Consider the following 20,051-nt stretch of genomic DNA (forward strand, 5'->3'; position numbering starts at 1 on the left):
CGGCATATTAATTAATGATGAAATTAGTAAAATCTTTTTAAAATAATTTAAAAAGCGTTGGTAAAAACGAATAATCTTTTGCACTTGTGTGTAAATACCAACTAAATGGACTATAATAATTATAATGTCGAGGATTTTTTAACGGACGAAAGCTTTATTAACTACTGCTATGATTTAAACGAGGCAGATAAAGCGCATTGGGAAGACGTCATCCTTACGCAGCCGTTGTTAAAAAAGAAGATAGCCGATGCCCGCGAGCTTTGCCTGTTATTAGCAATACGGGTTACCAAAGCCGATAAGCAAAAAGAACTTGAAAAATTAAAGGCGGCCATTGCCCTCGAAAAACTCGAAAGCGTTCCTATTGTCAAAGTGCGCCGCTTATGGATTCCGCGCCTGGCTATAGCCGCTACTATATTGGCCCTGGTAATTGCCTATGGCGTTTACAAATTCAGCGCGCCGGTATCGGGTGCGATGTTGTACAGCCGGGTGAATAACTCAACCTACCACATGGTTGCCCAAACAGAAACCAGCAGCCGTAAAATTGTGGTACTGCCCGATGGTACGGTAGCTACACTAAACGGATCGAGTTCGCTGCAAATGGCGAACGACTACGGCCGAAGCGACCGCCACGTAGTACTTGTGGGCGAGGCGTTCTTTGAGGTTAAGAAAGATAAAACCCGCCCCTTTGTAGTGCTTACCAACAAAACCGCCACTACCGCGTTGGGTACGTCATTTAAAGTAAGCAGCTATGTTAATGCTAAAACCGCGAGTGTAATGCTCGCTACCGGTAAGGTAAAGGTAGAAGCCACCCAGCCGCAATCCGGCATTATCACTCAATTCTTAACCCCGGGCCAGCAGGTTGTGTTAGCTAAAGGCGCAAATACCTTCAAAAAATCAGGTTTCGATCAAAATGAGATCAAGAACTGGTTGGGTATTAAAATGGTGTTTACCAACGCCAGCTTTAGTCAGATAGCCGATAAGATAAACTATACCTACGGCGTGCGCTTAGTGGCCGATGGCAAAGCAGCAAACAAGATCATGTTCACCGGCCGGTTTGATAACAAAAGCCTTACCGAGGTGCTTGATGCCATTGGTTTCGTAAACAACTTCAGCTACGTGCAGAAGGGCGATACCGTAAAAATTGTGTTTTAAACTCAAAATCACGCTATACAATCAACTCATCCCTAATTCTTAAACTATGCTAAAAAAACTACCCGATCCGCATTTTATCTCTAAAATGTTATTGAGGATGCTTGGCGCAGTGTTCCTGGTAATTTGTACCAGCGCGCACGCCCAATCAGCGCCTCAAACCCTCTACACCTTTAACTGGCAAAAAGTGCCTGTAGAAAAAGTGTTTAAGCAAATAGAAGATGCCACCAAGGTACACTTCTCTTACAACCCCGCCGACGTAGACCTCAGCCAAAAAATAAGCCTGAAGGTTACCGATAAGCAGCTGGTTGAAATTATGGAAGCTTTAGCTGCCCAAATACCGGTTAAGTATAAGATCTCCGGCGAAACGGTATTGATACAGGCGGTAAAAACCAACAAAGGCGCAGCGGTATTTACCCTGCGTGGTAAAGTGTTGGATCCTGATAAGATGGTGTTGCCAGGCGTAACGGTTACAAACACCAAAACCGATAAAATAGCGGTAACTAACACAGCCGGCGAGTTCTCTATCGAGGCAAACAATGGCGATGCGATCACCTTTAAAATGCTTGGTTTCGAGCCGTCATTGCTTATCGCTAATGAGCAAGCTAACACCATTGTTGTAAACTTAGCCCTTAGCAATACCGAACTGAAAACAGTTGTGGTAACCGCCTTAGGCATCAAACGCGAACAACGTGCCTTAGGCTACGCCTTAACCGAAGTTGACGGTAACGACCTTAAAAAGGCCCGCGAAACCAATGTGATCAACTCGCTTGCTGGTAAAGTGCCGGGTTTAATTATCAATAGTACGGCGGGCGGCCCTGCAGGTTCATCAAGGGTAATTATCCGCGGTAATACTACCATTACCGGTAACAACCAGCCATTATATGTGGTAGATGGTGTGCCGATAGACAACTCTAACTACGGCCAGGTAGGTGGTGGCAAATATAGCGGCGGTCAGGATTTTGGGGACGCTATTTCGGCCATTAACCCCGATGATGTAGATAAGATAAGCGTACTGAAAGGCCCTGCTGCTGCTGCACTTTATGGTAGCCGCGCGGGTAACGGTGTTATTTTGATAACTACCAAACGTGGTGGTAACCGCAAAGAACTGGGTATAGAATTTAACAGCACCTCATCCGTAGAAAACCAGCTAACCACATTGGATGGCAACCAGTTTATATACGGACAAGGATCTGCCGAGCAACTGGTGATTGATGCTGCGCAGGCAAAAAATACCCTGTTCAATAACTTCGGGCCACGTTTAGACCCGAGTTTGAATGTGATTGGCTTCGATGGCGTTTATCGCCCGTTCGCGTTGGTGAAGGATAATATTAAAGATTTCTTCCGCACGGGTTCAACGTTTACCAATACGGTTGCATTTTCTAATTCAACTGATAAAACATCCTTCCGCCTTTCTATATCCGATCTGCGTAACCGCGATATCGTACCCGGCAGCAATATCCGCCGCAACACCTTTAACTTTAATGGGACGTCCAAATTCGGCAGCAAAGTTACTTTAGAGGCAAGGGTAATGTACATGAACGAGGATGTAATTAACCGTCCCTCGCTTGCAGATGATCCGGGTAACATCGGTAATAACTTTATCGGTTTGGCCAATAACGTAGATCAGTCTTACTTTAAAACCGGCTACAAAGATGCAGAGGGAAATTACGTAGAATGGGGCGGCGGTCAATACCGGTTGGATCCATACTGGGTGATCAACCAAATGAAGAACCAAACTAAAAAGAACCGCATGATAGGCGGCTTGCAAGGGAACTATACCATCACCAGCTGGTTAAATTTGCAGGGCCGTGCTTCAACAGATTTCACTTACTTCGATTACTCTAAGTTCAGCCCACGCTCTACACCGGGTTCGTTAACCGGCAGATTGGAAACCACTAATCAGAAGGTACAAACTACAGAAGCGGATATATTGTTAACTGCTCAGAAACAGCTCACACCATCATTTAACTTGTCGGGCCGTTTGGGTGCAAGTATTTCGCACACCTTTAATCCTGGTTACACTGGTAATTACATTAACATGGTGGCAACGGATGTAATAAGCTCTAACAGTTTCTCTGATAAAACCATACTGGATTTATCGCCCCGCGGCCGCGAAACGCGCTCGGTTTATGGCTTATTGAGTGCTGGCTACAAAAGCATTTTATATGTAGATGCAACCCTCCGCCGCGACGCGGTGTCTACGCTGCCATCAAACAATAATACTTATACCTATCCATCCTTAACAGGTAGTTTCATTTTTACCGATGCATTTAAGATTGATAAATCTATCCTGTCGTTCGGTAAGTTAAGGGCCTCTGTTGCCGAAGTTGGTAGCGATACCGACCCCTATCAACTGAATTTGGTTTACGCGCTTAGTCCGCAGAACTTTAACGGCACGCCGATAGGCGGTATTGGTAGCACCATTTTGCCGCCACTTGGCTTAAAACCAACCCGCACCCGCTCTTACGAGTTTGGTACCGAGCTGAAGTTTTTTACCGACCGGATAGGATTGGACGTAACCTACTACACCTCCAAATCGCGCGATCAGATCAACGTGGTGAACATCCCGTTATCAACCGGTTTCTCTCAGCAATTGATCAACGCGGGAGTTATCAGCAACAAAGGGGTTGAAGTTCAGTTGAACACCAAGCCTATTGTGCTGAAAGATTTTAACTGGGATTTGAACGTGAACTTTGCCCGCAACATCAACAATGTAGAGTCGCTTGCGGAAGGCGTACCTTATTTAACCTTATCTGATGCCCGCTGGTTGGGTACATCGGTAGTGGCAAGGCCGAACACTGCTTATGGCGCTATCTTAGGCTACGGAGCACAAGTTGACAAAGACGGTAACGCCGTGCTCGACCCGGTTACTTTAGCACCACTGCAAACCACCGACCGCCAGGTATTGGGTAAAGGTACCTGGAGCTGGACAGGCGGTATCAGCAGTTCGTTCTACTACAAAAATTTTGGCTTAAGCTTTATTGTTGATATTAAACAAGGGGCAAGCCTGTTCTCTATGACCAATCTTTTCAACGTCATCCGCGGTAGCAGCTTAACAACTTTACCGGGTCGTGCCGAGTGGATAAAATCTGAAGAAGACCGCCAAACCGCGGGCATGAGCATTGAGCAATGGACAGCAGCGGGTAATGTTAAAGGTTATGTTCCGCAGGGTGTGGTGCAAACCGGTACTGATGGCAGCGGCAACCCGGTTTACGCTAAAAACACGCGTGCGTTAGATCCATCCATTTATTGGGCAAATTACTATAGCGATGGCAACGGTGTAGCAACACCTTTCATCTATGATGCCAGCTATGTTAAAATGCGCGAGATCACTTTAAGCTACCATATACCAACGGTTATTTCGTCAAAATGGGGTATCAAAAGCATGACGGTTGCATTGGTAAGCCGTAACCCGTTCATCATCCACAAAAACGTACCCAATGTTGACCCTGATTCTAACTACAACAACGGCAACGGGCAGGGGCTTGAGTATGGTTCGTTACCATCCCGCAAAAGCTGGGGCTTTAACCTAAATGTGAAATTCTAACGAGGGTATTGAAATAGATAATCATAAAAAGATGAAAAGACATATAAATAAATTAACTATCATGCTTTTAACGGTTACCATGATTTTGGTATCGTGTAAAAAGTTTAATGATTTCGGTGACATGAACACCGACCCCACCAAATCGAGTAACCTCGAGCCGGTGAACCAATTGGTGCTTACACAGCTGCGCTATTCGGGCGAGCTAACCATTAATGAGCGTACAGGCATCATCATGACCATGCCGCTGGTGCAGCAAATTGGCGGCGCGTATTACACCCGCTACGGTTTTGAATACGTGAAGAACAGGCAATACATGTCGGAATTGTGGGAGCTTGGCTACCCCAACGATGTGCTGAACATTGTTGACGCTGCGGACCGCTCTGCTAAAAACCCGCTTAAACCGAACCTTACCGCCATGTGCCGTATTATGAAGGTTTACATTTTCGACAGGATAACAGACCTTTATGGCGATATTCCTTACAAGCAGGCTGGTGCCGGTTATATCTCAGGTGTTATCCGCCCTACTTTCGATGCGCAAAAAGACATCTATGATGATTTCTTTAAAGAGCTAACCGAAGCATCGGCCCAGTTAGATGCATCGAAGGATAATGTATCTGCAGATATATTTTACCAGGGTAATATTGCCGCCTGGAAAAAGTTTGCCAATTCTTTGCGTCTGCGTTTGGCCATGCGCTTAAGCAAGGTTGACCCCGAGAAAGCAAAAGCACAGGTACTTGCTGCTTACGCCGCCGGTGTATTTACCAGCGCTGCGGATAATTGCATTACCCACCATGCCGATGTGCAAAATAGCTATGCCGATATCCGCGGTAACTCGGTTTCGGTTGCCATAAACCAATACCCGGACGAAGGCCGCCCGCGTGTTTGCAATACATTACTTGATGCAATGAAGAGCACCAACGACCCGCGCCTCCAATACATTGCCCGTGCTTATTGGGTAAACCCCGATAAACCATCGGAAAGGCTGGATGTTACCGACGGCGTAAAAGCGCAGGTAGGTATCATAGGCGTTGGCCCCGGCAAGTATAACTACGATGATTACTTAGGTGCCATAAATGTAGACCTTGGCGGTGGCCGCGTAGTGCAGGTGCCAAACAACGGGCAAAAGGTGCAATTGGCCAACTGGATGATCACAAACGACGCGCCTTTCTTCCACATTACCTATGCCGAAACTGAGCTTTTATTAGCAGAAGCAGCTCAGCGCTGGGGCTTAAGCCTGGGTGCTAACGCGGCTACGCATTTTCAAAATGGTGTATCTGCTGCTATGAAACAGCTTGCCGAATTTAAAGGCGGTCCGGTTTTAAGCGATACGCAGATCCAAAACTTTAAAACAGATAACCCGCTTGCACCCGGCAACGAGCTAAAGCAGATAGATACACAACTATGGGTAGCTTTATTGCTTAACGGCCCCGAGGCTTATGCCAACTGGCGCCGCACCGGGTTCCCTGTTTTAGCGCCTGCCATTACCGGCGAATCTACGGCCACAACAACGCCGCGCAGGTTTGAATACCCGCTTACCGAAACCGAGCAAAACCTGACCAACATTAACAAGGCCATCGCTTTGATACCGGGAGGGCAGGATGACTGGACAGCGCGCGTTTGGTGGGATAAACTATAATATAACAATGATGAGCAAGAATATTTGGTGCGCCATTTTCATGGTGATAGGTATGATAAGCTGCAAAAAAGGCGGCGCAAAACCCGAGGTTAAGGTTGATGATACAACCCCAACTGTAAGCGCCTCCTTTAGAGTAGTAGGCTACCTGCGCGCGCACAACGTGGAGGACGGGCAGGCTATAAAGTTTGATTTCAGTAAGCTAACCCACCTCAACATCGCCTTCATTAATCCTGATGCTGCGGGTAATTTCACTGCGGTGGAGGGTTTGAGCGCTTTGGTTGCTGCTGCACATGCTAAAAACGTAAAGGTGCTCGCATCTATAGGCGGCGGGCTTGCCCCGGCGTATTATACCACGCTGATAGCTGATAAAGGTAGTCGCGCCAAACTGGTGAGCAGCATTGCAGCGCTGACAGATCAGTATAACCTTGATGGTATCGACGTTGATCTGGAAGGCAGCTTTGTGGACGGTAATTACGAAACTTTTATAGTCGACCTGAAGAAGGCCCTGCAGCCCAAAAGTAAGTTGCTTACCACCGCCATCGCCACTGTTTATGCCACGCAGTACACCAACAAGGCGCTGGCGCAGTTCGATTTTATTAACATCATGTCGTACGATAAAACCGGCCCCTGGAAACCCGAGAAACCCGGTCAGCACTCGCCCTATAATATGGCGGTAGAGGATTTGGATTATTGGGCAGGTACACGTGGCATCGCCAAAGAAAAACTGAGCCTGGGCCTGCCTTTTTACGGCTACGGTTTTGGTGCAGGTGTTCGCGAGGATATGACCTTCGCCGATATCATCAAAACCTATCCCGGTGCCGAAGATAAGGATGAGGTTACCGTGGCAGCCGGTGGCACCATGTATTACAATGGTAAGCCTACCATCAAAAGCAAAACCACGCTGGCACTGCAAAAGGCCGGCGGTATAATGGTTTGGCAGCTTTTGCAGGATGCCGGTGGCACAAATTCATTGCTCAATATTATTGATGCCGAAGTAAAAGCGGCGAAGAAATAAATTACAGATTACGGAATTTCAAAACATAAGAAAATGAAAAAGATCTATCAAAAAGTATCGTTCCTGCTGGTTTTGCTGGCGGCCATAAGCGCCGGATGTAAAAAAGATGTAGCGCAGGAGCAAGAGGCGGCTAACCCGCTTCAGCCGCGCATATTTGATATCCTGCGGCAGTTCTCGGGCGCGCAGGTGATCAGCGAGGGCGATACCGCAAAGTTTACCGGCGTGGAAATTACCCCGGCAGATAAAGCGATTGTGAGCTGGCAGGTGAACAATGTAGAAGTATCTAAGGATAAGAAATTTGTGTTTGCACCAAAAGCAGGCGGCGAGTTCACCATCAAACTCAAAGTTACCTACAACGGCGATTCTACTGTGCGCAGTACGAAAGTTTTGGTAAACCCTACCACCTATACCTTTAAGCCCTACACGCATATCAGCATGAGCTACCTTACAGGCGATGCATCAGCAGCCAATGTGAATTTTAACAACGTTACGCACATTGCCTACAAGGTAGGTTTGGTTTCCCCTGAGGGCGACCTGGATGTATCATCGGGCGAGGTTAACCAAAAAGCCAACGAATTGGTTGCGCGTGCGCATATTGCACATGTGCCCGTTATTATGGGCATCAGCGGCAGGCTCTCGGGTATCGACGGCTGGGCCATCTACGAAACCAACGATTTTGGTACCGCCATTCGCGATGCGGGCAAACGCGCCAAAGTTATAGCTGCCGTAAAGGCTTACGTCGCCGCAAAAAGGATGGACGGGGTGGATATCCTGATGACGGATATCAACTCGGGCAACGCGCCGGATAATATCCACGCTATCGGCCCGTTCCTTACCGAATTAAAGGCAGCTTTACCTGCCACAGCAATTGTTACGGTTACTGCAACGGTGAACTATCAACACTGGGAGTATCCCAATCTTTCTGCCGCAAGCTGGGTAAATATCCACGCTTACGAGGATAACGGTCACATAGGACCAGATGCACCGGTTGATCAATCATCCAGCTACGATTTTATGGTGAGCAGCGCCAACATCTGGACAAACTTCCACCTGCCGGCCAGCAAAATTGTGGTAGGTATGCCGGCCTTCGGTTTACGTTATAACGAATTGAATGCCGCGGGCAACAACGCCAGTTGGGGTTCGTACGATTACGCAACTTACAAAGCTATCATAGCTGCCGACCCGGCTGCTTTCGCCAACGAAGTAACCACTAAGCTGGGCGTAAAGACTTATTACAACGGTGTGCCTTTGATCAGCAAAAAATCGCAGTATGTAAAAGCCAGCGGTTTTAAAGGCGCCTATTTATGGGGTGGCGATTATGATACACAGGATGCAAACTCCTTAATGCTCGCGCTTTATAACGGCCAGAAATAAGTGGACCCCAACACCAATTAAACCTAATGATGAAAAGATTATTCGGGGCCGCAGTTGTATTGCTTTTATTGGCTGTGCATGGTAATGCAAATGCCCAAACAAAAACTATTAAATGGTGTGGCTACACCTGGAACGTAAAAGAACCTGCGGAACCTACTGGGCCGGGGCCAAATTACTGGTCGGCAAGTAATGTATGGGTTGATGGGAGCGGCTGGCTGCATTTAAAAATAAGTAAGAACGCGGCTAACGGCCGCTGGGAATGCGCCGAGGTCAGCAGTACCGACAGTTTCGGCATGGGTACTTACCAATGGCAGATAGATGCCGACCTGGACAAGTTTGATAAGAACATTGTGCTGGGTTTGTTCAACTACTCGGGTGTTGATGCAAGGGATGAAATGGATATTGAGTTTGCACGATGGGGCAACAGTGCTTACCCAAACCTCAATTACACCGTTTACCCAAAGGCCGGCGATCCGCCCAAACATACGAGCTATTCAACAGAATTTACCTCGCCAAATGGTACCTACACCACCCAGCGTTTCATCCGTACGCCCGAAAGTGTTACGTTTAAAACCCTGTACGGCCATTTAGATACCGACAGCCGCGACAACCTGTTTTTAACAAAGGAGTTTAAAAGCCCGGCGGTATCTATCAGTAGCGTAAGTATGCCGGCTTTCTTAAACCTGTGGTTATTTAAAGGGCTCGCCCCAAGCGATGATAAACCCGTTGAGGTAGTTATCCATAGCTTTAAGTTTACAGGGAAATAGATTAATATCGAACACCGAATGTCCAATACCGAATAATGAAGTAAAGTAAAAAGTACTTCGGCGTTCAAAATTCGATATTATTTTTCCTTACCCGGTTGCCTAAAGGCAGCCGGGTTTTATTTTTTTAACCGGGTTTCCTTACCATTTCAATGTGTTCTATGCCGTCTTCGTCGTAGCGGTCGCCATCTTCCACAAAGCCCAGCGAAGTATAAAACGGCAGCGCATAGGTTTGTGCGCCGATACGGATAGTTTGAGGGCCAAACAGTTCTTCGCAGCCTTGTATGGAAAGCTCCATCAACTTACGGCCCAATCCGCTGCCCCTGAACGCGGGTGAAGTAACCACCCGCCCGATGGCCGGTTCCGCATACGATAAATCGGCAGGCACCAACCGGCTGTACGCGGCAAGCTGGTCATCAGCATACAACAGCAGGTGATAGCATTGCTGATCCTTATCGTCCTGGTCTAAAAATACACAGTGTTGTTCTACCACAAATACTTCGCTGCGCAGGCGGAGGAGTTGGTAAAGCTCGTCTACATTAAGCTGGTGGAAGGGGAGGATTTTATGGGTGAGGTGCATTGGAGATGTTATTGGGGCGAAAATAATTGAATAATTTGATTATCCCGCGTCTTATTGTCACACTGAACTTGTTTCAGAAACAGGCTACCTTACACCACTCGCCCCGCCCCCTCCATCACCCTCTCCCTAACAATATTCTCTATCTGCTGCAACTGCTCGGCGGTTAACTGCTTTATGTTTTCCTGGCTCAGGATGGTATTGTTTATCTGGATGTAGTTGTTTTGCGCGGTTACAAGGGTGTTGGTGCCGGGTTTATTTATGGCGCCAACCATTTCAAAATAAAGCCTGGCCGCCCGCATGTTGCCGTTACGGCCAAACTTAAATACGTTGGCCAGCATTTCGTGGCTCATAAATTTAAATTGCTCGGCTTCGGCTATAAATTCCGGGTGCGACTTGTATTCTTTTAAATGCTTGATCACCGTTTGCCGGCTGAGGCCCGTTTCTTCGGCTATGGCGCTTTTGGTGGGCATAACGCCATACTGGCGCATAAAATCCGAAATGGCACTGCGGATCACGGTATGATTATGTTCCCACAGGTCGTTTTTTGTCCTGTCGGGGAGGATCGAGTCTATTTTAGCTAAAAGGTTGTCTCGTTCTGCGCCTTTCGAGTCTGCTAATATTTGGGCGAGCCTTTCCTGGAACATTTCACGCTCGGCAACGGTGAGTTCCTCCAAATTTTTTACTGTGATTTTTTTCAGCGCAAGCAGTTCATCCACTTTATGTCGCGCAACAGTTAGCGTTGCCATGGCGGTTGTTTTCTTATTCATCTTATTCTTTATTTATAAAGATAAAAATAAAGAATAATCTTTATAAATGCAAACGTCATTATGTTTATTTTTATAAAAAAGTGTAAACCCACTATAAAGTGTAAATATTTAATAATCAGTTATTTATAAAAAATATTTTGAAATAGTGTAAACTTTTGTAAACCCTGTCGGGTACTTATTGCGCTGCTTTGTTCTGTAGGTATAGGAAACCGATGGTTTGGATGTAAGGCTGTACAAAAGCATAACTGGTAAAAAATTTATAGCAGATATTGCTAAATTTGCTGAAGTGGTAGAACTGAACGAATACGAATGTGAAATGCTGGACGCGGTGCTGGAAGCCTTTGGCATCCCGGATAGCTTAACACGCAACCAATTGCTTACCCTGTTCGACCAGGATGAAGCTTCCGCCTTCGCCCTCGTTCAAATATTAATAAGGGAGGGCCTCGTAGCCGAAACCGGCAAGCACGGCGATTACGACCTCCCCGAAAAACTGGTACTGAAGCTAAAGGGAGATAAGTTCCTGAAAGCGGGCGGCTTCCTCAAACGCTACCAGGCGGAACAGGCAAAACCAACAGAGGTGAACAGCATCCTATCCAAATTACAGCAACAAAACCTTTCCCTCCAGAACGAAAAGCTCCTGAACCAAAGGGCAATTGCCGGCCTTAAAATGCGCCAATACATTTGGTGGGCGCTTATTGTGGTCGCCCTCATCATAGGCTATTTTGTGGGCCATGCAGTAAAAAAATAATTTCTCCCGATAACATCTGCATCAATAGTTTTTAACTATTTCCTATAGAATTAATCGATTGGGATTATCCCTTTCAAAACCCTAATTTTATAATTCTCTGTAAAACCAAATACTTAACAGAAACCTATAAAAAATGGAAAACGATTCAAACGACATCAGCAAATGCCCGTTTCATAACGGTGAGATGAAACACAATACTGCCGGTGGCGGTACCCGCAACCACGACTGGTGGCCCAATCAGCTAAAACTGAATATCCTGCGCCAGCAGTCATCTTTATCAAACCCAATGGGTAACGATTTTAACTATGCCGAAGAATTTAAAAGCCTCGACCTGGAAGCAGTTAAACAAGATCTTCACGCTTTAATGACCGACTCACAGGATTGGTGGCCGGCAGACTTTGGCCACTATGGAGGCTTATTTATCAGGATGGCATGGCACAGTGCTGGTACTTATCGTGTAGGCGATGGCCGTGGCGGGGCAGGAGCAGGGTTGCAACGTTTTGCACCGTTAAACAGTTGGCCCGATAACGTAAGCCTTGATAAAGCCCGCAGGCTGCTTTGGCCAATTAAACAAAAATATGGCCGTAAAATTTCATGGGCAGATCTGATGATCCTTACCGGTAACATAGCACTGGAATCGATGGGTTTTAAAACGTTTGGTTTTGCAGGCGGGCGCGAAGATGTTTGGGAGGCGGATGAATCGGTTTATTGGGGCTCCGAAACCACCTGGCTGGGCAACGATAAGCGTTACCCGGATGGTTCGCCGGGTGTTGAGGGGCATGGTGTACTGGTATCTGATGAGGATGCTGTTGGCGAACATCATTCACAGAATTTGGAAAAACCGCTTGGGGCCGCGCACATGGGTTTAATATATGTAAACCCTGAAGGCCCGGATGGTAATCCTGACCCCATCGCTGCCGCCAAAGACATCCGCGAGACTTTCGCGCGCATGGCTATGAACGATGAAGAAACAGTTGCACTCATAGCAGGGGGGCACAGTTTTGGTAAAACCCACGGGGCCGCCACTTCTGACCATGTGGGTAAAGAACCAGAAGCTGTAGACGTTGAGATGCAGGGATTTGGCTGGAACAATAGCTACGGTTCGGGTAAAGGAGCGGATACCATTACCAGCGGCTTGGAGGTCACCTGGACCACAACACCTACGCAATGGAGCAATAATTTTTTCGAAAACCTGCTCGGATTTGAATGGGAACTATCTAAAAGCCCTGGCGGCGCTCATCAATGGGTTGCAAAAAATGCAAAGGCTATTATTCCTGATGCGTACGACAGCTCAAAAAAGCACTTGCCAACCATGCTTACTACTGATCTTGCTTTAAGGTTCGATCCATCTTACGAAAAAATATCAAGGCGTTTCCTGGAAGACCATGGAGCGTTCTCGGATGCCTTTGCGCGCGCCTGGTTTAAATTAACCCACCGCGATATGGGCCCACGTGCCCGTTACCTTGGTAATGATGTACCACAAGAGGTATTGCTTTGGCAGGACCCTATCCCCGCAGTTGATCATGCTTTAATAAATGATGCCGATATTGCAGATCTCAAAGCAAAGGTTTTAGGTTCTGGCTTAAGCGTATCTGAACTGGTTTCCACAGCCTGGGCCTCGGCTTCTACCTTCCGCGGTTCTGATAAGCGTGGCGGTGCTAATGGTGCCCGTATCCGTTTAGCACCGCAAAGGTACTGGCAGGCAAATAACCCGTCGCAGTTGCAAAAAGTGCTGGGTGTACTGGAGGGTATTCAAAAGGAATTTAATAGTGCAGATGGAGGGAAGGTTTCGATGGCCGACCTGATTGTACTTGCCGGTAGCACAGGCGTTGAAAAAGCGGCAAAAGATGCAGGGAAAGATATTACGGTAGCGTTTACACCTGGCCGTGCCGATGCTTCACAGGAACAAACCGATGTAGAATCATTTGGCTACCTGGAGCCTGCTGCAGATGGTTTCCGTAATTATCGTAAATCAAAGATCGCGGTTTCAACTGAAGAATTGCTGATAGATAAAGCGCAGCTGCTCACACTTACAGCCCCTGAATTAACCGTGCTTATTGGTGGTTTGCGCGTGCTGAGTACAAACTTTGACGGTTCTAACCACGGTGTATTCACTTCTACACCAGGCCTGTTAACCAACGACTTTTTTGTAAATCTGCTGGACATGGGCACTGCATGGAAAGCAGCAGCCACCGGAAGGGAGATTTACGAAGGAAGAAACCGTAGCACCGGTGAAGTAAAATGGACGGCAACCCGTGCCGACCTTGTATTTGGTTCCAACTCCGAACTCAGAGCCCTTGCCGAAGTGTACGCAAGTGCAGACGCCGGCGATAAGTTTGTAAAAGAATTTGTGGCCGCCTGGAATAAAGTAATGAATCTGGATAGGTTTGATCTGGTGTAAGATGGGTTAAGAGCAAATTAAAGTGATATACAAGAGGCTGTTTCATATTGATGAAGCAGCCTCTTTTTTTATGTCGCGATGCATGTTTTTAAGGCAGCCGTAGTTCAAATAAGGGTATCTACTAATTGTCCTATGAAAATTACAGGCGGCAATGTCTTTTATTGATGATGTGATATTTACATTTGCCTCGTTTTGTAATAATGATATAAATGGAAATGAAGATAAGGACCTTTGGATCGATAGACGCTCAAACATTTCTTTTAGGTAGAAGACGGTTGATGATAAGAAACTTATTTTTCATGGGCTTTGTAGGATGCATAATCTTAGCATCCTGCGGCGGTAAAAAACAACAGAGTGCCGGTGCGCCGGGCACCCAGGTACTGGGTTATAAGGTGCTTGAATTACAGCCGCACAGCGCTACCTTAAATGTTGATTATCCTGCAAGTATACAGGGCCAGCAGAATATTGAAATAAGGCCCAAAGTTGACGGCTACGTAGAAAAAATATTTGTAGACGAAGGGAGCATTGTAACCAAAGGCCAGTTGCTTTTTAAAATAAACGCCCCGCAGTACGAGCAGGAAGTGCGTACTGCCAGGGCAGGCATTAAGACTGGCGAAGCCGATCTTGCGCTCGCACGGATGCAGGTAAACAAAGTAAAACCGCTGGTTGAAAAAGATATCATCAGCAAATATGAGCTGGAATCGGCCGAGTATACGCAGCAATCTAAGGCTGCTGCTTTGGCACAGGCAAAAGCAGCGCTGGCAAATGCGCAGGTTAACTTAGGTTATACCACCATTACCAGCCCGGTAAGCGGGGTTATTGGTTCATTGCCATTTAAATTGGGCAGTTTGGTAAACGGCACTACAACAGATCCATTAACCACGGTTTACAATACTGCCAATGTATATGCCTACTTCGCCATGAACGAAAAGCAATTGCTTGATCTGAACAGGGATAGCACGGGGACCAGATCGTTAAAAGCGGTTATCAGTAAAATGCCCAATGTATCGCTTATTTTATCAGACGGAACTACTTATGAGCATACCGGCCGGGTTGAAACCGTGAACGGCCTTATTAATACTGCAACTGGTGCCGCCAATGTACGTGCCAATTTTGTTAACCCACGCGGGCTCATCCGCAGCGGAAGCAGCGCCACATTACGAATCCCCAATATCATAAAAGATGCCATTTTGGTACCGCAAAGCGCCACTTACGAATTACAGGACAAACGTTTTGTGTACGTTGTAGATGCACAGAATAAGGTAAAAAATGTGGCTGTAAAAGTAATGGATAACACAGCCGGCCAATTTTATGTTGTTACCCAAGGGGTAAAAACCGGTGATAAGATCATCCTGGAAAGCTCTGGCAATATAGCCGATGGCACAATAGTTAAACCTATTATAGTGAGTGCAGCATCCGTTTACAGCGCCCTTAAATAAATAAACCTTTTTAGCTTATACATTAAAGCAATATCATGCTTAAAAAATTCATAGAACGCCCGGTTTTATCTACCGTAATATCAGTGATATTGGTAATACTGGGTGTTTTGGGCCTTATTACCCTCCCAGTTTCTCAATACCCGGATATAGCGCCGCCAACCGTGCAGGTGCAGGCTTTTTATAGCGGCGCAAATGCCGATGTAGTTTTAAAAAGTGTTATCATCCCGATGGAGGAGCAGATAAACGGGGTGGAAAACATGACCTACATGACCTCCAGCGCCAGTAATGATGGATCTGCATCCATCACCGTATATTTTAAAGTAGGCACCAATCCCGACCTTGCAGCTGTAAACGTACAGAACAGGGTATCGCGCGCAACAAGTTTACTACCACTGGTGGTAACACAGTCGGGGGTATCGGTATCCAAAAGTCAAAGCAGTAACCTTATCATTTTTTCGCTTTACAGCGAGGACAAAACCTACGACGAAACCTTTCTGCAGAATTACACCAAGATAAACCTGGTGCCTGCCATACAGCGTGTAACAGGCGTTGGTAATGCCATGGTATTCGGCTCTAAAGATTACTCCATGAGGATTTGGCTGAAGCCCGATGTAATGTCGCGCTATGGTTTGATACCCGATGATGTTACCGAGGCGCTGAACGAGCAAAATATAGAAGCCGCGCCGGGCAAGTTTGGCGAGAACAGCCACGAGCCCTTTCAGTATGTGATCCGTTATAAGGGGCGCTTGCAATCTGCCAAGGAATTTGGTGATATTATCATTAAATCGGTAGGGAACGGGCAGCTATTGCGCTTGAACGATATTGCCCGGGTAGAACTTGGCGCGCTTGATTATTCTTTCCAGGAAGTGACCAATGGGCATGAGTCAGTTGGTGTGGCCATCAGCCAAACCGCGGGCTCAAACGCCCGTGATGTGATCGACAATACCAAAAAGATCTTGGATGAAGCATCCGAAAAATTTCCGAAGGGCGTAAAAATAGCCTACCTGGTTGATGCCAATGAGTTTTTAAATGCATCGATAGAGAAAGTTATCAGCACGTTGATAGAGGCCTTTATACTGGTGTTTATAGTTGTGTTTGTTTTTTTGCAGGATTTCCGCTCTACACTCATTCCTGCTATAGCGGTACCCGTGGCTATTTTGGGTACATTCTTCTTCCTTAACCTGTTTGGCTTTACCATTAACCTGCTAACGTTGTTTGCGCTGGTGCTGGCCATAGGTATTGTGGTGGATGATGCAATTGTGGTGGTAGAAGCGGTGCATGCCAAATTGGACAAGGGCTATAAATCGGCACGCAAGGCATCTGTTGATGCTATGAACGAGATCTCGGGTGCTATTATTTCCATCACATTGGTTATGTCGGCAGTGTTTTTACCGGTTACGTTTATCTCTGGTTCAACAGGGGTGTTTTACAAACAATTTGGTATTACTCTGGCAGTGGCCATTTTATTATCGGCCGTAAATGCCTTAACGTTAAGCCCTGCCTTGTGCGCGCTGTTTTTAAAACCGCACCAGAAAGGGACTAAAAAGCATGGTTTTATCAATCACTTTTATGTAGTATTCAATACCGCCTTTGATGCGGTGAGCGGTAAGTATAAAAAATCTATCGGCTTTTTATCTCATCGCAAATGGATAGCGCTTTCGGCTGTGGCCGTATTTTCGGCAGTGTTTGTTTACCTCGTTAAAACCACGCCATCCAGTTTTGTGCCTAACGAAGACCAGGGGACTATATTCGCGGCTATTAGTTTGCCACCGGCCTCGTCAATGGAACGTACTTCGGCAGTTGCAAGTAAAATAGACAGTATAGGCCGCACTTTTCCCGAGGTTGAGAACTCGCTAAAACTGGTTGGCTTTAACTTTCTTGCAGGCTCGGGTAGCGCGTATGCTATGGTGATCTTAAAACTGAAGGACTGGGATCAGCGTAAAGAGAAGGAGCAGAGTCTGGAAAGTATTATCGGCAAGCTGTTTTATAAAACAAAGGATCTGCGCGAGGCAAGTGTATTTTATTTTTCGCCGCCCACGCTACAGGGGTTTGGCAATAGCGACGGATTTTCGTTCGAATTGCAGGATAAAGGCGGCCATACGGTTGATGAATTATTTAAGGTGAGTAACAGCTTCCAGGCGGCACTTAAGCAACGCCCGGAGATACAGAGCTTAAACTCATCTTTCAATCCAAATTTTCCGCAGTTCCAGGTGGATGTAAACGTGGCTAAATGTAAAGAGGCGGGTGTAACCGTAAACTCGGTATTGAGTACATTACAGGGTTACTATGGTGGTTTATACGCTTCAAACTTTAACCAGTTTGGCAAGCAGTACCGCGTTATGGTGCAGGCCGATTACGATTACCGCGCCAACGAAACAGGGTTAAGCAAAATATTTGTGCGTAACAAAGCCGGTGTAATGGCACCTATTACCACATTTATTACTTTAAAAAGAGTGTTTGGGCCCGAGGCTATCTCCCGCTTTAACCTGTTTACCGCAATATCGGTATCGGGTTCGCCAAAACCGGGTTACAGCACCGGCGACGCCATAAAGGCCATTAAAGAAGTTGCAAAAACACATTTACCCGCGGGTTATGATTATGAGTTCTCGGGTTTAACGCGCGAGGAGTTGAGCACCGGCTCACAGTCGGCTTACATATTTATCTTGTGTTTGGTATTTGTGTATTTTTTATTGAGTGCGCAGTACGAAAGCTATATTTTGCCTTTTGCAGTATTACTTTCACTACCGGTTGGTTTGGCAGGTACTTATCTGTTCGCCACAATATTTGGTATTGGCAGTAACATCTATCTGCAAATATCGCTCATCATGCTCATTGGACTATTGGCCAAAAACGCCATTTTGATAGTGGAGTTTGCTTTGGACCGCCGCAGAGCGGGAATGGATCTTATTCCATCGGCCATTGCCGGGGCCGAAGCGCGTTTACGCCCTATATTAATGACTTCCTTCGCCTTTATCTTCGGTATTATGCCATTGATGTTCTCTACCGGTGCGGGCGCTAATGGTAACAGGTCTATTGGTGTAGGCACGGTAGGCGGCATGTTTGTGGGGACAGTGTTTGGTGTATTTGTGATCCCGGTGCTGTTTATCATCTTCCAGCATTTGCAGGAGAAGGTGGGCCGGGATAAATCGCACGATGATGAAGATGATGATGTGGTTGAACTAAAACCGGCTAAATAATTTTGAAGATATTTTAATGATGAACAGATCTATAATAAAATATATAGCCTTTTTTGCTGTAATGACGGGTGTCCTGTCGGCCTGCAGAATTGGTAAAACCTATAAAACGCCCGATGTAAATACCGGCGGTTTGTACCGGGGTGTTGCGGCAACGGATAGCGCCACCATGGCTGCCCTGCCCTGGCAAAGCCTGTTTGCCGACATCGCCTTAAAAAGCTTGATACAGGAAGGCATTAACAATAATCTCGACCTTAAATCGGCCGTGCAACGGATCCTTGCCGCGCAAGCTACGCTGCAACAAAGCAAGGCTGCGTTTCTGCCAAGCCTCGGTGCCAGCGCAAATGTAACCCGCTCAAAACAATCTCAGGCTGGTTTGAATTTCCCGGCAGGTGTAACTATAAACACGCTAACTACCAACTACCAGGCTGGTTTAAGTACAGCCTGGGAAGCTGATATATGGGGCAAATTAAGCGGTACTAAACGTGCAGCCTTAGCCAGTTTTTTGCAGAATGACGCCGCAAAGCGTGCTGTACAAACACAGTTGGTAGCCGATATTGCAAATAACTATTTTACCTTACTGGCTTTAGACAAGCAATTAGAGATAACCCTCGAAACCCTGAAAAACAGGATAAAGGACGTGGAGACGATGAGGCAGTTGAAAGAAGGTGCCGTGGTTACCGGTGCCGCCGTGGTACAAAGCGAGGCTAACCGGTATGCTGCAGAGGTATCTCTCCCCGATATTAAACGCAGCATTCGCGAAACTGAGAATGCTTTAAATGTTTTACTCTCGCGCCCGCCTGGCCCGGTCAGCAGGGCTACACTGGCAAGCCAAAAAATAGCGAGCGACCTGCAAACCGGTTTCCCGGCGCAACTGCTAATAAATCGCCCCGACGTGCAGCAGAGCGAGCTGGCCTTTAGGGTAGCGTTTGAGAATACCAACGTTGCCAAAAGCTACTTTTACCCTCAGCTAACCATCACTGCGCAGGGTGGCTTGTCCAGCCTGCAATTGAGCGATTTTTTTAACAAATCGATATTTTATAATGCCATAGCCGGGCTTACCCAGCCTATATTTAACCAGGGTATTAATAAAGCCCGTTTACACACAGCGCAGGCTCAGCAGCAGCAAGCATTAAACAGTTTCCAGAAAACCCTTTTGGTAGCGGCGCAGGAGGTATCTGATGCCTTGTATGCCCATCAAACAGCTATAGAAAAAGAAGATGCCCGCGGCAAGCAGATAACCGCGCTGCAAAAATCGGTAGAGTACACCCAGGAATTATTACGTTATAGCTCGGCTACCAACTATACGGATGTTTTAACATCCGAGCAAACCCTCTTATCTGCACAATTAAGTGGTGTTAACGATAAGTTGCAGGAGCTGCAGGCAATTGTGAACCTATACCGCGCTTTGGGTGGCGGCTGGCGGTAATGAAA

Annotated in this window: 13 protein-coding genes; 11 read left to right on the forward strand and 2 right to left on the reverse strand. The window is 46.6% G+C overall.

Annotated features, from left to right (window positions below):
* Nucleotides 1-105: 105 nt before the first annotated feature.
* Genes EPL05_RS07100 through EPL05_RS07125 form a run of 6 tightly spaced genes read left to right on the forward strand, consistent with a single transcriptional unit; the run spans nucleotide 106 to nucleotide 9,491 of the window.
* Entirely contained in the window at nucleotides 106-1,152 is a 1,047-nt protein-coding gene (locus EPL05_RS07100; protein ID WP_128533261.1) for a FecR family protein, read from the forward strand.
* 46 nt (nucleotides 1,153-1,198) lie between these two features.
* Entirely contained in the window at nucleotides 1,199-4,699 is a 3,501-nt protein-coding gene (locus tag EPL05_RS07105; protein WP_128533262.1) for a SusC/RagA family TonB-linked outer membrane protein, read from the forward strand.
* Nucleotides 4,700-4,730: 31 nt separating this feature from the next.
* On the forward strand, nucleotides 4,731-6,335 hold the full coding sequence (locus EPL05_RS07110; RefSeq protein ID WP_128533263.1) for a SusD/RagB family nutrient-binding outer membrane lipoprotein: 1,605 nt from the start codon (nucleotides 4,731-4,733) through the stop codon (nucleotides 6,333-6,335).
* Between the two features lie 7 nt (nucleotides 6,336-6,342).
* Nucleotides 6,343-7,350, forward strand: coding sequence for a glycosyl hydrolase family 18 protein (locus tag EPL05_RS07115; RefSeq protein ID WP_166727656.1), 1,008 nt, complete (start codon nucleotides 6,343-6,345; stop codon nucleotides 7,348-7,350).
* A gap of 33 nt (nucleotides 7,351-7,383) precedes the next feature.
* Entirely contained in the window at nucleotides 7,384-8,724 is a 1,341-nt protein-coding gene (locus EPL05_RS07120; protein WP_128533265.1) for a glycoside hydrolase family 18 protein, read from the forward strand.
* Between the two features lie 26 nt (nucleotides 8,725-8,750).
* Nucleotides 8,751-9,491 carry a glycoside hydrolase family 16 protein gene (locus tag EPL05_RS07125; protein ID WP_128533266.1) on the forward strand — a complete coding sequence of 247 codons (741 nt, stop codon included), beginning with the start codon at nucleotides 8,751-8,753 and terminating at the stop codon, nucleotides 9,489-9,491.
* Nucleotides 9,492-9,615: 124 nt separating this feature from the next.
* Here the strand turns inward: EPL05_RS07125 and EPL05_RS07130 are convergent, their stop codons facing one another.
* Both EPL05_RS07130 and EPL05_RS07135 read right to left on the reverse strand, forming a co-directional pair.
* Entirely contained in the window at nucleotides 9,616-10,068 is a 453-nt protein-coding gene (locus EPL05_RS07130) for a GNAT family N-acetyltransferase (protein WP_128533267.1), read from the reverse strand.
* A gap of 89 nt (nucleotides 10,069-10,157) precedes the next feature.
* On the reverse strand, nucleotides 10,158-10,835 hold the full coding sequence (locus tag EPL05_RS07135) for a hypothetical protein (protein WP_128533268.1): 678 nt from the start codon (nucleotides 10,833-10,835) through the stop codon (nucleotides 10,158-10,160).
* A gap of 217 nt (nucleotides 10,836-11,052) precedes the next feature.
* Here EPL05_RS07135 and EPL05_RS07140 point away from each other — a divergent pair, with 217 nt between their 5' ends.
* The 5 genes from EPL05_RS07140 to EPL05_RS07160 all read left to right on the forward strand — a co-directional run bounded on the left by EPL05_RS07140 (nucleotide 11,053) and on the right by EPL05_RS07160 (nucleotide 20,046).
* Nucleotides 11,053-11,583 (forward strand): hypothetical protein, encoded by a 531-nt coding sequence (locus EPL05_RS07140; RefSeq protein ID WP_128533269.1) that lies wholly within the window; start codon nucleotides 11,053-11,055, stop codon nucleotides 11,581-11,583.
* Nucleotides 11,584-11,716: 133 nt separating this feature from the next.
* The gene (gene katG, locus EPL05_RS07145; RefSeq protein WP_128533270.1) at nucleotides 11,717-13,984 is read left to right on the forward strand and encodes a catalase/peroxidase HPI; all 2,268 of its coding nucleotides are present in this window, start codon (nucleotides 11,717-11,719) and stop codon (nucleotides 13,982-13,984) included.
* A gap of 278 nt (nucleotides 13,985-14,262) precedes the next feature.
* Nucleotides 14,263-15,423 (forward strand): efflux RND transporter periplasmic adaptor subunit, encoded by a 1,161-nt coding sequence (locus EPL05_RS07150; protein WP_128533271.1) that lies wholly within the window; start codon nucleotides 14,263-14,265, stop codon nucleotides 15,421-15,423.
* 35 nt (nucleotides 15,424-15,458) lie between these two features.
* Nucleotides 15,459-18,620 carry an efflux RND transporter permease subunit gene (locus tag EPL05_RS07155; protein WP_128533272.1) on the forward strand — a complete coding sequence of 1,054 codons (3,162 nt, stop codon included), beginning with the start codon at nucleotides 15,459-15,461 and terminating at the stop codon, nucleotides 18,618-18,620.
* Nucleotides 18,621-18,636: 16 nt separating this feature from the next.
* Nucleotides 18,637-20,046, forward strand: a complete 1,410-nt coding sequence (locus EPL05_RS07160; protein ID WP_128533273.1) for an efflux transporter outer membrane subunit — start codon at nucleotides 18,637-18,639, stop codon at nucleotides 20,044-20,046.
* Nucleotides 20,047-20,051: the final 5 nt, after the last annotated feature.

Source organism: Mucilaginibacter gilvus, from assembly GCF_004054195.1.
Lineage (GTDB): Bacteria > Bacteroidota > Bacteroidia > Sphingobacteriales > Sphingobacteriaceae > Mucilaginibacter > Mucilaginibacter gilvus.